The sequence below is a fragment of the Blastopirellula sp. SH421 genome, assembly GCF_057808535.1.
Genome location: NZ_CM173712.1, coordinates 5,603,382 through 5,617,231, shown reverse-complemented (window position 1 = coordinate 5,617,231; position 13,850 = coordinate 5,603,382). Strand labels below are relative to the sequence as shown.

The following is a 13,850-nucleotide window of genomic DNA, read 5'->3' as shown; positions in this document are numbered from 1 at the left end:
AGTTAGCGATTGGCGACGCGGGCCACGATCGGCTCGTCGTCGCTCTTCTCGGGAAGTTTCTCCAAGATCTCGAGCAGCACATGGTCGGTGTCGAGTCCTTCGGCCTGAGCTTCGAAGTTCAGGATCACGCGGTGACGCATCGCCGGCAAGTAAACGCGGCGGACATCCTCGAAGCTGACGTTGTATCGCCCGTCAAGCAACGCGCGAACCTTCGCCGCCAGCGCCAACGTTTGGGCGCCACGCGGGCTGCTGCCCCAACGCAAGTATTGATTGGTGACCGGCAAGGCCATGGGACCATCGGGATGGGTCGCCAGCGTTAGTCTCACGATGTAGTCCTGCACATGCTTGGCCAGGATTACTTCGCGGATTAGGCGTTGCCATTTCATGATCTCTTCGCCGTCCATTACCTTTTCGGGGACGGCGAAGGTGCCTTTGGTGGTGCGGTCGATGATGGTCGCGAGATCTTCGGCAGTGGAGTAGCCGACGACTAGTTTGAAGAAGAAGCGGTCAAGCTGCGCTTCGGGCAGGGGATACGTTCCCTCTTGCTCGATCGGGTTTTGCGTTGCGAGGACGAAGAAGGGTTTCTTCAGTTCGTAGCGATGACCGCCGACGGTGACGCAAAACTCTTGCATCGTCTCCAGCATCGCTGATTGGGTCTTGGGCGTGGCGCGATTGATTTCGTCCGCCAAACAGATCTGGGTGAAGATCGGGCCTTTTTGGAACTCGAAGATGCGGCGACCTTCGGGGGTTTCCATCACCATATTGGTCCCCAGAATATCGGCCGGCATCAAGTCCGGGGTGTACTGGATGCGATTGAACGGCAGGTCGAGGGTCTCGGCCAGCGTGCGAACTAGTAAGGTTTTACCGAGTCCCGGCACCCCTTCTAGCAAGCAGTGCCCGCCGACAAACATGCAGGTCAGCACGCCGTGGACGATTTCGTCGTGCCCGACGATCACGCGACCGATCTGCTCTCGCACTGCGTTATATCGATTGCGGAACTCTTCCGCTTGTTGCTGCATCGTCTCGCCGACGCTCATGTCGTTTTCCTCAAAGTAGATGGATGACGAGTGATCTTCTGATTCGGTAGGATCCGCCCTACTCTTGCTTGGGCGGGTCGGGCGAATCTCCCGGTCGCGCCTGTTGGCGGCGAGCTTTTTGCTTCGCCTTTAACAAGCGGGACGTGTAGTTGTCTTCTTCGCTCTGCTCGGGTTTGGCTTGGGATTGGGTCCGGCGTTCGGTACGCGGCGCAGTTGCCGACAGTTCTTCGGCCACAGCGTCGCCGGCTGCCGGAGCCGTTGCGTCGGACTCAAAACGGGTGCTGGCCCGTCGCTGATCGATGTCGGAAGCAACTTTTTCTTTGCTCATCCGCAATCGCTCGAGCCGATCATCCTGCTTCTCTTCTTTCCCAAAGCCAAGCAAGCGACCGACATACTGAACCGCCGGCCGCATCCACTGTAATCCTATCGTAACCCGACGGATGAAAACGTCGTGAAAAAAAGCAATCGCACAGATTACCACCAACAGGGGCCAGATCGGCTGACTGCTGACCGCTTTGGCCAGGTTATGGCGGAACGTGTCAACTTCTAGCAGGTCATCAACGCGACCGAGCGCCATTTTGCCTTGGATCAACTCTCCTTTGGCTCCCCCTGTTGGTTCTAGTTCGACCAACGATTCAAGCAAGTTGTAATTGGTGAATTGCTGGCGAAATTCGGCCGAGTAGGGAACGTTGACGCCGGTTCGCAGCGGAGCTTCGCCTGGGCCGGGGACGAGTGATAAAAAGTAGCTGCCCGATTCATCGGCGTCGAACTCGCCGACATAGCGGCCTGGAGCAACTTGCTCGAGCCGGAAGTCGTGCGTTTCCATCCGCGGATCAACGGCGTTGCCAGAGATATTTAAGAAGTTGAGGTACTCGTCTTCCTGATCGATCGCCGTAACGACAACACGGACTTTGCCATCTTTCGCCTCGCTGGCGATCGTGTATTTGCCTTCGTTGCCACTGGGACGCATCGCCCAGCGAATCATCTGCGTATAGAACTTGTCGTAACCCTCCCAACCGGTCCATTGGTTGGTCCAGCGATGACCAGCGTCGCTGGTGAAGACGACCGAACGACCAAGTCCATAGGTCCAGGTCGCCAGCAGAGTCGCGTTCTCGGGGTGTTGCGCCGGATCGGGGGCAATCAACGCGACGTCGACCAACGGGTTGTCTTTGACTGATGTCATCACATACCCGTCAAACGACGGAAACCCGTTGATGCCGGTCGTGATCTCGTGCGGATAACGTTCTAGCGGCAGCATGCCGGGATGATCTTTAACCAACGGCTGCGCGATGCGTCGCGCTTCGCGTTGATAGATCCGCGGCAGCGCTTTGGGATTGGTTACTTCGTAATACTTTCCGCCGGTCGCAGTCGCAATTTTTTTCAGCTCTAAGCTATTCGCCGGACCGTGGGTGCCGATCGCGACGGTGGTAACTTTGATACCGGCTCTGGCGATAGCGGCCAGCGTCAACGGATTCGCGGGAGAAGGGTCACCATCGCTGATGATGATCATGTGCTTCACGGCGACTTCATTGGGGGGGAGTTGGTTGAACGCACGCAGCGCCATTTGAAGCGACGGATCAAACTGCGGCATGTCGCCGGGCGTCATCCGCGACATCTTCGCCAACATCCCAGGACGATTAGGGCCGACGCGAATTAGTCCGCTGCCGTTGCTGGTCCAGAGCCATTGGTCGGTGTTGCCGTAATGGATCAGACCGCAATAGTCGGAATTGCCGAGGGCCTGCAGCGCCTCGCGGCCGATCACTTTTTGCCAGTAATTGCCTTGCGGTAACTCAGAAGCATGCATCAACATCGCCAGCGCGCCGACCGGAACCACTTTGGCGTCTTTGATCGTAAAGTCGACCGGCATCGCTTTTTCGAGATCGGTATTGGCCCAACCGCCGGCGCCAAAAGCTTGCGGGCCACCCAGCATCACCAGGCCGCAGCCCATCTGCTGGGTGTTGCGGACCAGCACTTCGATCTGTTGATCGCTAAAGCTGGCCAGATCGCCTGCATCGGCGCCGCTAGAACGGGGCGTGCCTGCGAGGATGACGCAGTCATAGCGCTGCAGTTCGGCCAGCGACGTGAACAGCTCGTTGGTCGGCATCACGTCGACCTCGATATTGTTCGCTTTCAGGCGATCGACCAGCACGCTGTACTCGCCGGGCGTTGTCCAGTCTTCAATCAGCAGCACGCTGCCCTTGCCGCGAACATGCGTAAAAGCCGTCGCGACGTTGTTTTGCGGCATCGAGTCGTCGGTGCGCTCGTCAGGCAAAAAGCGGGCTTCGTACGTATAGAAGTCAGGACGATCGATCACATGCTCAAAGGTTAGCACCTTCTTGCCGGGCGCCACTTCGATCGGTTGTTCGGCCAGCACTTCTTCTTGCTTTCCCACTTTTCGCAGCACAACCAGCTTGCCGCGAACGACGCCGTCATTCTCGGCGGTCGGCTCGGTCATGTTGTTGATCACGACCGAAGTCCGAATCGGCTCTCCTTTGCGAATATCATCCGGCAGCGTCACCTTTTCGACGGCGACTTCGGAGCGGCTCGAAAGTTCGATCGGAGCAACATCAACGCCGATTCCGCTGGCGGCTAAGGCGCGGGCGATCGGCTGGGCATCTCCCAGCGTTTGATTGCCGTCGGTCACGACGACAATGCGTTTCGCTTCATCTTCACTGAACGACGCTTGGGCTAGTTTGAGTGCTGCTTCTAGATTGGTCGCGTCTTGTTTGATGTGATCCAAGCCGATCAGGCGGCGGCGTCCGATCGGGACGTCATCTTCATACGGGGGAACTTCGATCGCTCCCTCGCGGCCAAAGACGATCACGCCTGCCCGATCGCCGCGCGCAGGTTGGCGATGCTTTTTGACTTCTTTCGAGACGTACTGCGCCATCGCGGCACGTTGGTCTTCTGGAATGCTGAGCGACTGATCCAGAACATAGATCACCGTCAACCGCTGACTGACGCGTAAGAACTGGGCCTCGGCCAGGGCAAAGATCAGCATTACCAACACCGCCGAACGCAAACCAAGCGCCATCAAGCGGCGGACAGGACCGAGACCGGCCAGACTGCGATAGCTGAAAAACCAAAGCAGCGGCAAAGTCGCCAGCAGCCAAAGCCAAGCCGGTTTGTTGAACGCAATGTCGATCCCGAACATGAAGCGCCCACTAGGCTGGATAAGGTAACGAAATCGCCGCGCCACACAGCCCAGGCTGCGCTTTCAGCGCGTCGCGGAAGATGACAGAAAAGGTGGTCGACTCTTCCCCCTATGGTACCGCTTAGAAATGCGCAAAGCGATAGTAGATTGGGGGTTTCGATCCGGCGGCGGAACCTGCCTAAAATTGGCAATCCGATTAGGAGGAAGCCGGCTGGGGGAATCGCTCGACATGACAGTCCCCATTTCTGCCGAAATAGATGGCGCGCTGGCCGGCAATTTGGACAAAATATCCGACGCACCCGGCGGTCATTGTTTTGCGCAGAAAATCGACATAGCGATGAGCGCCGGTTTGGCTCTGGCGAATCGCGGCCTCGACCTGATTGGCGAAAAAAGTGGCTCCAATCAAGTGCTGTGGATGCGGCGTCGCAACGACCAGCGATTCTCCGTTGACAAGATAATAGGTGGTCTCGGCTCGGCAATAGTCGGCGTGATAACGTTCGACACCGATAGCAGCAAGTCGCCCGATAACCTCGGGGAAGTCGATTTCTCCGGCCAGCGATTGAGCTGCGCAGCTTTGGATCGCAGTGACGGTTTCAGGATTCATGGTGATTCTGCTTGGGAGGAAAGGAAATAGGAGTTAAGTAACCGGCAAATCTTTCCAGCCTTGTTTGCGAACAATCTCTTGCATGATTTCGATCAGGCTGGCTCTTTGCTGCGGCATTAGATGGCCGAAGAACTGCTGATCATTCTCGTCTGCTAGTGCCGCCAGCTTGGGGACCAGCTTTTTTCCGGCGGTTGTGAGTCGAACTAGCTGGAAGCGACGGTCTTTTTCGGTCACGGTTCGCACCGCCAAGGACTTGCGGCACAAGCGTTCGATGAGTTTTGAAATCGCGCCGCGTGTCATGCCGAGTTCTTCGGCAAGTTGGCTGGGATTCGTCGTCCTCAGTCGCAGCAGTTCACGCATCACTACCCACTCGGCGACGGTGACTCCACAGGCTTCCATTTTTTGCTCAAAGGCATGCGAGACATGATTGGAGACGTAGCGAATCCAGTAGCCGGCATGCTCACCAAGATCGCTGATTGGATTTGAATTTGACATGGGTGGCTCTTTTGGTTTCCTAGGAAACTATATTGCCGAGAATTCGTTCTGTCAATTCAAATGTCTGCCGGCTTGAAGATGGCCCCAAGGCTCGCCTTTAGGTGTGATGGTCACCCTTTTTAATTTCCCCTGTAAATCCATTAGAGGAGTCGGAATGGGCGCCGCATTCCCATCGCTGCCGCTTCAGGCTGCCTAGAGATTGCTGGCTACAGCTCCACGCGCTGAACCCGGTGGTTGTTCGAGTCAATCACATGCACGCGGCCTTGGCTGTCGAGCACTAGCGACCAGGGGCAGAACAATTGTCCCGGCTGACGGCCATTGCTGCCCCAGATGCCGAGGCTTTCGCCGTCGAGGGTGAATTTTTGTAGGCGATGGTTGCCAAACTCGATGATGTAAACGTGACCTTGGCCATCGAGCGCCAGATCGTAGGGATAACTGAGTTCGCCGGGTTTCTCGCCGTGGAGGCCCCACATTTTTACGAGGACCGCTTGGTCGCCGGTCGCGTCAAAGACTTGGATGCGGTGGTTGCAGGCATCGGCGACCCAGATTTGATCGTCGGCGTCGATCGCTAGGTTCTGCGGGCGAACAAATTGTCCCGGCTGATCGCCGTGGCCTCCCCATTCAAACAGATACCTACCGTCAGCAGAAAACTTTTGGATTCGATCGTACTGACCATATTCGGCGATGTAGTAGTTGCCGTGCGAGTCTTGCACGGCGTCGGTCACAAAGCCAAATTCGCCGGGGGCGTGGCCTTCGACTCCGCCGATTGTTTGCTCGTCTAGTTTGCGGCCATCGGCCGTGTAGACCAGCATCCGGTTGTAATGGGTGTCGGCGACCAGCAAGTCGCCGGCATTGTTGAACGACAGGCCTGAGGGGCGACCGCGATAGTATTCCGGAATTTGCCAAGCACGCAAGAAAGACCCGTTGCGATCAAAAACCTGAATCCGCGCCGTCATATCGACGATGTACAACTGGTCGTCGGCATCAATCGCCGCGGCTCTTGGCTTTTCGAATTTACCGTCCGAGATTCCCCGCTCTCCCCAGACCGCTTCTAGACCCCCCGGCGAATCGAGACCGGGAACGCAGCCGCAGAGCGGCGCGAAACAGAGTGCGATGAGGAGGAGTTGACGGGTCATAGGGCCTATTATTTCGTGAAAAGGCCTGTAAGGGAAACGGTTCGGCCATAAATAACTAGATTTAGGGCTTCCACTTGTTTGTTGTGGTCCGAATTCCGTATAGTTAACTTTTGACAAGACAATAACTTCGGGCAATCAGCCCCTAGCGGAGCACAAGCGGCGAGCATGACAGTTCGGGTTATCGACGTAAAGGCGGCGGAAGACCGTCGCGACGTCATTCACCGTGCGGTTCAGGCGCTCGCCGAAGGGCAAGTCGTCGCGTTTCCGACTGAAACCGTGTATGGCGTCGCCGTCTCGGCGCTAAACAGCGGCGCAGTCGATCGTTTGATGGAGGCGAAAGGTCGACCCAAAAACCAGCCATTTGCGCTGGCGATTCGCAGCAAAGACGAATTACTCGACTATGTCCCGCAGGCCACACCGCTGATGAAGCGGCTGGCGACGCGTTGCTGGCCAGGCCCCGTGACACTGGTGTTACCATGTGACGATCCTCGCAGCGTCGTGAATCGGTTGCCTGCGAGCGTGATTCCGTCGATTGCCCCTAGCGGTTTTGTAGGGCTGCGGCTCCCCGCACACGACCTAATACAAGAGGCGATGCGGTTGTTGCCGGGGCCATTGGCGCTGACCAGCGCCAATCGCTCGGGTCAGCCGGACGCCGTTCGGGGGGCGGAAGTCACCGAAGCGTTGGGCGATGCGCTGGGTTTGGTGTTAGACTGCGGAAAATGTCGCTACGCGCAACCATCGACGGTGGTCCGCGTGGTGGGAAATAAAGTAGAGATTTTGCGTTCTGGCGTTGTCTCGGAGAAGATCTTGAAGCGTCTTAGCAGCTACTGCGTCTTATTTGTCTGTACAGGCAATACTTGCCGCAGTCCCATGGCCGAAGTCCTGATGCAAAAGCATGCCGCCGCGCGATTTGGGTGCAAGCTCGAAGAGCTCGATGGACGCGGCTTTATTGTCGCGTCAGCCGGTTTGGCGGCATTCCCCGGCGGTCTCGCCGCTCCAGAAGCGATCAAAGTCATGGGAGAGCGAGGGCTCGATCTGTCGGCGCATGCCAGCCAGCCGCTGAGCGATCGCTTGGTGGAACATGCCGATTTGATTCTGACGATGACTAGCAGCCACCGAGACGCCATACTAGCGCAGTGGCCCGATGCTGCAGACTACACCCATAATTTATGCTTGGACGGTTTCGACGTGGCTGATCCAATCGGACATCCTGAAGCTGTCTACCAACAGTGCGCCGACCAGATCGAGGCGGAAATCATCGCTCGTGTGAGAGCGATTGATCTTGATCACTTGCCGGCGACCTCCTGAAATTTTGCAAAATGGGGAGGGGACCAGTCCTATGCGTATCGCCATCGGCAGTGATCATCGCGGCGTTGCCGTAAGGCACAGCATTATCGAGTTGCTAAAGCGACTAGGGCACGAAGTGCAAGACGTGGGGGCTTTCGACTGTGGAAGCGTCGATTATCCCGATATCGCGGCAACGGTCAGTCAAAGCGTGGCCGCTGGCGAAGTCGACCGCGGCATTTTGATCTGCGGCAGCGGGATCGGCATGGCGATAGTCGCCAACAAGGTGCCCGGCGTACTTGCCGCGACCTGTCATGACGACCTGACCGCCGAAATGAGCCGGCGCCACAACAATGTAAACGTGTTGTGTTTGTCTGCCGATATGCTGGGCGAACGGCTTATCGATCGAATGGTCGAAATCTGGCTGACGACCGAATTTGAAGGAGGGCGTCATGCTCGTCGGATCGAGAAGATCAGCGAGTTTGAAAAACGACTGCACGAGCAGAAGTCTCCTTAATTGACTCTCGGCATGTCTGCGATTTGGCGGTCTTGCGTCCGCCGTCTCTTGTTTACAACGTCAGGCGACTTGATCCGCTAGCCAGATCAATGTCGCCGACATCATCGCGCGGATCCGCACAACGGGCCATTTTCCACAGGCACTAGGACCTTGCTCGGCAGCCAAGGGGACATGCACAAAGAGAACCTGGCCGGGGTTGCCAGTTTCGGCGCTTTGTTGCAGACTCCAATAGTAGACCGCGTTGCATAGATAAGTGCCTGCGTGAAAGCTGGCGACTCCTTCAATGCCGATAGACTGCATCGCGAGCAGCCAGCGAGAGTGATCTAGGTTGGTGCGATAGGCCTGAGTGCCGTGATCGACAAGTGGCCCTGGATTGTCGCTGTCGGTTTGTTTCCAGTTGATTGCGAACAGCTCGAACTCGGCGTTGCGAGCCATTCCGGATTGCCCAAAGTGGAGCGTCGCTGCGTACGATTTTTCACGGTAGAGAGCATCTAGTTGCTGCTTCGCGGCGTCATAATCGACCGGCAGAATGATTTGTTCGACCAACAAGTCGGGCGTTCGATTGGCCAGCGTTAACTCGCGCAGCGCAAGTTCGGTGCAATTATCGGAGAGTTCGCCAAAGGGCTCAAAACCAGTGACCAGGATGCGTTTCATCGGTAAGCCTACTTATTCGGTGGCGACCACATAAGGAACGCCGCGGTCGCGCAGCAGCAATGCGATCTCGGCTTGTTCGCCCAAAGTTAATTCCCAGCCGAGGGCGCCTGCGTTGTCGGTCAATTGGTCGACTCGTTTGGCTCCGCAGAGGGCCGCCGTGATGCCGGGCTGATCCAGTGTCCAGCGAATGACCAACTGCGAGACGGTGCAGCCCATGCGATCGGCCATGGCGCGCAGCTTTTCGACCAGCTCCAGGTTCTTGGCGTACTCTTCACCGCGAAAACAAGGATACTTTGGGCGACTATCGTGCGGGGCAAACTGTTGATCGATCCGCAGTTTGCCGGCCAGCAGCCCTTTCATCAGCGGCCAATAGCAGGCGACGGCGATGTTGTGCTCACGGCACCAGGGGACGAGATCGACCTCGGCGCCGCGAAAGAGCATGTTGTAAGGAGGCTGAACGATTTGAATTGGGCAGACCTCGTGAAACTCCATGGTTTCGCTGAGCGTCAGATTCGATACGCCGATTGCAATCGCGGCGCCTGATTGTTGCATCTCACGAAAGGTTGCGGCCGTTTCGGCGATCGGCGTGCTCCGATCGGGCGCATGCAAATACAGGATTTCGACGTGATTTGTTTGCAGTCGTTGCAAGCTTTCGGCGACTTCGCGGCGGATAGTAGCCGGACGAGCGTCGCGGTGCTGCGAGCCATTTTCCCAGTGCAAGCCGGCCTTGGTTGCGACGACGTATTCGTCTCGGTTTTCGGCGAGAACTTGGGCGATGTAGCGTTCGCTTTCGCCAGTGGCTCCGTAGGCGTAGGCGGTATCAAAAAAGTTGATCCCCAGATCGAGCGCTGCTGCAATTGTCGCCCGACTATCGGTTTCGCTCACGTCAGGGCTGGTCATCCCGGTCAGCGGCCAACAGCCGAGCGCTACCGGTGAGACATGCAAGGCAGTGTCGGCGATTTGTCGGCGTTCCATGGGCGTTTATCCAGGGCGGGGCCGCTGCGGCGTGTAAAGGCAGCAATCGACAGGACAAAAGTCGTGCGAAGGTCCCAGAGGTCCAAGAGATAGCTTGGGTTGGTCGGGGTTGAGACGTTCTTCGATCAGCTCACGAATCATCTGGATGAATCGGGGGCGAATCCCAGCGGTTCCGCTGCGAATGAAGTTGAGTCCGGCTGCGGCGGCGGCATCTTTGGCTTCGGTGTCTAGATCGAATAAGACTTCCATATGATCCGAGACGAAACCAATCGGTGAAACGATCACGTCGGTCGCGCCCGAGGCGCCCAGATCGCGAATCACGTCGCAAACGTCAGGCTCTAGCCAGGGTTGTGTTGGCGGGCCGCTGCGGCTTTGGTAGACCAGTCGCCAATTGGCATGCTGCGTCGCTTCGCTCACTAACCGACAACTTTCATTGAGCTGTTTCACGTAGTTGCAGTTGTCCGACATGCCGAGCGGAATGCTGTGGGCGGTGAAGATCAGCTCGGCGCGCTGACGCCGATCAGATGGAATTTGATCGAGCGACTCCCGCACGCAGGCTGACATTGTTTCGATGTAGCCGGGGTGATTGAAGTAGGTCCGAATCTTGTCACAGCGAGGAGCAGGTTCGCCGACTTCGACCTGCGCTTTGGTGATGTCTTCGCGATATTGGCGACAACCTGAATAGGAACTGAAGACCGAAGTAACAAAGACAAGCGCGGTTTCAATCCCATCGGACTTCATCTGCGACATGGTATCGGCCAGATAGGGTTGCCAGTTTCGATTTCCCCAATAGATCGGGAGATCGATGTTGTGGGCAGCCAATTCGGCCTGAAGTGCTGCGATCAGTTCACGATTTTGCTGGTTGATCGGGCTGACGCCGCCGAAGTGTTGATAATGCTCGGCAACTTCCAGCAGTCGCTCGTGGGGTACATTTCGGCCGCGGAGGACATTTTCCAGAAACGGAATGACGTCATCAGGTCCTTCTGGGCCGCCGAACGACTGAACGAGAATGGCGTCGTATTTCATGGGTATATCCGTGGGGCTACGAAAGGGATGGACCTCGAAGTGATTGAGTTGTAGCCGCTCAGCGCAAAAAAATAGCCCCTCTCATGGAGAGGGGCTATTTCAAAGTGACCCCAACGGGGTTCGAACCCGTGTTGCCGGCGTGAAAGGCCGGAGTCCTAGGCCTCTAGACGATGGGGCCCTAGGTTGAAAACACTAAAATAACGTCACTGCCCGGATATGTGAAGGCGGGAGACGGTCTCATCTGCTTAGGAGACGAAAAAAATCGAATGGTTCGGGCAAGAAACAGGAAAAACACGGCACAATGTGCAGTTTCGCGACGGAAAATTATGACGCAAGCATCATCGAACTAGCCCTCGGCAGTGGGCGTATCAGCGCCCGCTTTTTCCTGAGACTCGTTACGAAGAATCGCGTCATAAACCTCGCGACGGTGCACAGGGACTTCTTTGGGAGCTTCCACGCCCAAGCGTACCTTGTCGCCGCGAATTTCCACGACCACGATCGTAATGTCATTGTTAATGACAATACTTTCGTTCTTTTTCCTTGAGAGAACCAACATTTCCTACTTCTCCACTGTCGCCTGTTGATACACCGGGGAGCGAACTTTTTGGCGACTGGGTTTTGTCGGGCGCTTGATGGGCAATCCCAACTGCGTTAAAGTACCTGAATCAAAGGGCGCCAAAGCGATCTTCTCAGGCGTCGCACGACCTGTGCGCATACACGCTTCCCCTTCACTCTACGTGCTAAAAGTGCGTCGTCAAGCGACGACAACCGTCCAGCTTGAGGAAAACCTGGAATCTTTTTCAGGGAAAAAGCACATCTAGCGCAACTCTCCATGTTTCTCTGGTTCGCCTAGTCCGGCTAGGCCGTAAAGTGCTAACTCATTGCTGCAAAAGGTGTTGCGGGTGTGTCGAGTTCACTACAAAGCAATTTGGATGCGAAGTAATACAGGTTGGCTAGTCTGTTTATTTTCTCGGATCTAAGCGTGACAGTCGGTTAAAATCGCGATATCTTGATGGCGCGCACTTCGGACTTGGGTAGGGAGACACATCAGCAATGTTGACTTGGATACGAAACGTCTACGCGGCGGTGGTGACCGTAGCGGAAGGTCTTTCGATCACAATTCGTTATTGGTTCAGTACTTACGATAAGAGCCGCAAGGCATTTACGGAGCACTACGAATATCCGGAATTGCCGGTGCATGTCTCTCCCAGGTATCGGGGGTTTCATCGCTTTGACCTGACTACGTGCATCGCTTGTGATCAGTGCGCCAAGGCTTGCCCCGTCGATTGCATCTATATTGGCAAAGAGCGAGTCGAAGGCGCCAAAGGCTTTGCCGTCACTGGATTTACGATCGACTACACCAAGTGCATGTTCTGCGCACTGTGCGTGGAGCCATGTCCGGTTGACTGTATTTTTATGGGGGGGACGCTCGATTTGAGCAGCTATAGCCGAGATGGAGCGATCGTCGACTTCTCGCGTCTGCCGGTCGACATCGCGTGGGGGCGGAGTTCGCTCAATCCCACGGCCGTCGCCGAATCGAAAGTGCTTGTCGAAACGGTCCACGGCGGGCCCAATCAGCCTAACGAGTAGATCTGTCTGGTTCGGCGATCGGCTCAAGAAACCGAGGTAGGTCGCTTTTCAATTGCGTGAGTCAGGCTTAGACTTGGATTAGTAAGTCTTGTCTTGAACAGCGATCAGGTTAATCGATGACTTCATCTTCCGCTCAGTCGGTTCGCGTTTTTACCGTCGCTCAGGCGAACGCGATGTTGCCGCTTGTCTCGGCAATCGTGGCGGATATCGTCGAGCTTTCGCGTGATGTGATCTCGCGCCGCGAACGGCTTGTCGATCTCGAACGCCGCGCGAACTATGACAGCGCACCACGCGTTTATGCAGAAGAGCTGCACCTGGTGAAAGAAGAATTGCAGAGTGATTCGCAGCGTCTGCAAGCGTATGTCGAAGAGCTGCGTGAGCTGGGTGTTGAACCAAAGAGTGGTCCCGAAGGGCTGGTCGACTTTCCCGCCAGCATCAACGGCAAGACCGTCTATCTGTGCTGGAAATTGGGAGAGCCGGACGTCACCCATTGGCACGAAATGGACGCTGGTTTTGCAGGTCGTCAACCGATTACGCCGGATACCAGTTTTCAGAATTAATCCAATGGTTTACAGGGTATCTGTTGGCGTTGACCGGCAGCTGGTTGCATTGAATCCCCGTAGATTTACAATCCGGGGTTGATTGCTTCTAACAGCCTTAATTGAACCAGCCGCCAGGTATTGTCAGGGCTGGGACGCCGGTCGCGGCAAGGTTTTCCTCTCGCCAATGCAGGGATCGCTATGACACTTTCTACGACGATCGTCGGCTACCTATTGCTGTTCGGCGGCGTCGGCGTGGGATTTGTGTTCATTAATATCTTGTTGGGCATGTTGTTGCGGCCCAATAATCCCAGCGAAGAGAAGTTAGAGATCTATGAATGCGGCGAGCCAACGATTGGCTCTAGCTTTGTGCAGTTTGACCTTCGTTTTTACGTAGTTGCGCTGCTGTTTATCATCTTTGATGTTGAAGTTGCCTTCTTCTTTCCGTGGGCGGTCGTGTTTGGCAAGTCAGCCCAATTGTCCGACCCTGGTACGCCGATCGTGATTGAGAGTGTCGAAGGAACGGTCGCGCTTTCACCGGCTGTTGCGGGGCTGCATCGCGAATTTGGTTTGCCCGAGTCGTTAAACCATCAGGTCCTCTCCGGCGCTGTGACTCCTGCGCAAGTTCGCGACGGCGCGAGTTCGCTGCTTTGGACCTGCATTGCCGATATCGGCGTCTTCTTTGCGGTCTTGCTAATCGGGTTTGCCTACGTCTGGAAACGGGGAGATCTCGATTGGGTGCGGGCAATCACACGCGAAGCGCGCGCTGGGCCCGGTTTGTCGGTTCCTGTGACGCCCAAGCGTCCTGTGCAATTGGCCGAATCACGATAATTGCCTGG

Annotated in this window: 14 protein-coding genes and 1 tRNA gene; 5 read left to right on the top strand and 10 right to left on the bottom strand. The window is 56.3% G+C overall.

Annotation, left to right across the window (positions count from 1 at the left end):
- Window positions 1–2: 2 nt before the first annotated feature.
- The 5 genes from SH421x_RS22645 to SH421x_RS22625 all read right to left on the bottom strand — a co-directional run bounded on the left by SH421x_RS22645 (window position 3) and on the right by SH421x_RS22625 (window position 6,426).
- Window positions 3–1,037 carry an AAA family ATPase gene (locus SH421x_RS22645; RefSeq protein WP_488852290.1) on the bottom strand — a complete coding sequence of 345 codons (1,035 nt, stop codon included), beginning with the start codon at window positions 1,035–1,037 and terminating at the stop codon, window positions 3–5.
- 58 nt (window positions 1,038–1,095) lie between these two features.
- Window positions 1,096–4,191, bottom strand: a complete 3,096-nt coding sequence (locus SH421x_RS22640; protein WP_488852289.1) for a VWA domain-containing protein — start codon at window positions 4,189–4,191, stop codon at window positions 1,096–1,098.
- Between the two features lie 196 nt (window positions 4,192–4,387).
- Complete coding sequence (locus SH421x_RS22635; protein WP_488852288.1) at window positions 4,388–4,795, bottom strand: DUF1398 domain-containing protein; 408 nt, start codon at window positions 4,793–4,795, stop codon at window positions 4,388–4,390.
- Window positions 4,796–4,828: 33 nt separating this feature from the next.
- Window positions 4,829–5,290: a MarR family winged helix-turn-helix transcriptional regulator gene (locus tag SH421x_RS22630; RefSeq protein WP_488852287.1), complete on the bottom strand. Its 462-nt coding sequence runs from the start codon at window positions 5,288–5,290 to the stop codon at window positions 4,829–4,831.
- Window positions 5,291–5,496: 206 nt separating this feature from the next.
- The gene (locus SH421x_RS22625; RefSeq protein WP_488852286.1) at window positions 5,497–6,426 is read right to left on the bottom strand and encodes an NHL repeat-containing protein; all 930 of its coding nucleotides are present in this window, start codon (window positions 6,424–6,426) and stop codon (window positions 5,497–5,499) included.
- A 165-nt stretch (window positions 6,427–6,591) separates the two neighbouring features.
- Between SH421x_RS22625 and SH421x_RS22620 the strand changes: the two genes are divergently transcribed.
- Both SH421x_RS22620 and rpiB read left to right on the top strand, forming a co-directional pair.
- Window positions 6,592–7,734, top strand: a complete 1,143-nt coding sequence (locus tag SH421x_RS22620) for an L-threonylcarbamoyladenylate synthase (protein ID WP_488852285.1) — start codon at window positions 6,592–6,594, stop codon at window positions 7,732–7,734.
- Between the two features lie 31 nt (window positions 7,735–7,765).
- The gene (gene rpiB / locus SH421x_RS22615; protein WP_488852284.1) at window positions 7,766–8,227 is read left to right on the top strand and encodes a ribose 5-phosphate isomerase B; all 462 of its coding nucleotides are present in this window, start codon (window positions 7,766–7,768) and stop codon (window positions 8,225–8,227) included.
- Window positions 8,228–8,287: 60 nt separating this feature from the next.
- Here the strand turns inward: rpiB and SH421x_RS22610 are convergent, their stop codons facing one another.
- The 5 genes from SH421x_RS22610 to csrA form a co-directional block, all read right to left on the bottom strand.
- Complete coding sequence (locus SH421x_RS22610; RefSeq protein WP_488852283.1) at window positions 8,288–8,881, bottom strand: pyroglutamyl-peptidase I family protein; 594 nt, start codon at window positions 8,879–8,881, stop codon at window positions 8,288–8,290.
- A 12-nt stretch (window positions 8,882–8,893) separates the two neighbouring features.
- Entirely contained in the window at window positions 8,894–9,856 is a 963-nt protein-coding gene (locus tag SH421x_RS22605; RefSeq protein WP_488852282.1) for an aldo/keto reductase, read from the bottom strand.
- Between the two features lie 6 nt (window positions 9,857–9,862).
- Window positions 9,863–10,882, bottom strand: coding sequence for a ferrochelatase (locus SH421x_RS22600; protein ID WP_488852281.1), 1,020 nt, complete (start codon window positions 10,880–10,882; stop codon window positions 9,863–9,865).
- Window positions 10,883–10,987: 105 nt separating this feature from the next.
- Window positions 10,988–11,060: transfer RNA gene (locus SH421x_RS22595), tRNA-Glu, on the bottom strand.
- Between the two features lie 168 nt (window positions 11,061–11,228).
- Window positions 11,229–11,438 (bottom strand): carbon storage regulator CsrA, encoded by a 210-nt coding sequence (gene csrA, locus SH421x_RS22590; protein ID WP_488852280.1) that lies wholly within the window; start codon window positions 11,436–11,438, stop codon window positions 11,229–11,231.
- A 497-nt stretch (window positions 11,439–11,935) separates the two neighbouring features.
- On the opposite strand from csrA, the gene SH421x_RS22585 reads away from it, so the two are divergent.
- From SH421x_RS22585 to SH421x_RS22575, 3 genes are all read left to right on the top strand, one after another.
- Window positions 11,936–12,472 (top strand): NuoI/complex I 23 kDa subunit family protein, encoded by a 537-nt coding sequence (locus SH421x_RS22585; RefSeq protein WP_488852279.1) that lies wholly within the window; start codon window positions 11,936–11,938, stop codon window positions 12,470–12,472.
- A 116-nt stretch (window positions 12,473–12,588) separates the two neighbouring features.
- A complete protein-coding gene (locus tag SH421x_RS22580) occupies window positions 12,589–13,032 on the top strand; it encodes a DUF2203 domain-containing protein (protein ID WP_488852278.1) in 444 nt (147 codons plus the stop codon).
- Between the two features lie 180 nt (window positions 13,033–13,212).
- Window positions 13,213–13,842 carry an NADH-quinone oxidoreductase subunit A gene (locus SH421x_RS22575; protein ID WP_488852277.1) on the top strand — a complete coding sequence of 210 codons (630 nt, stop codon included), beginning with the start codon at window positions 13,213–13,215 and terminating at the stop codon, window positions 13,840–13,842.
- The last annotated feature ends 8 nt before the right edge of the window (window positions 13,843–13,850 follow it).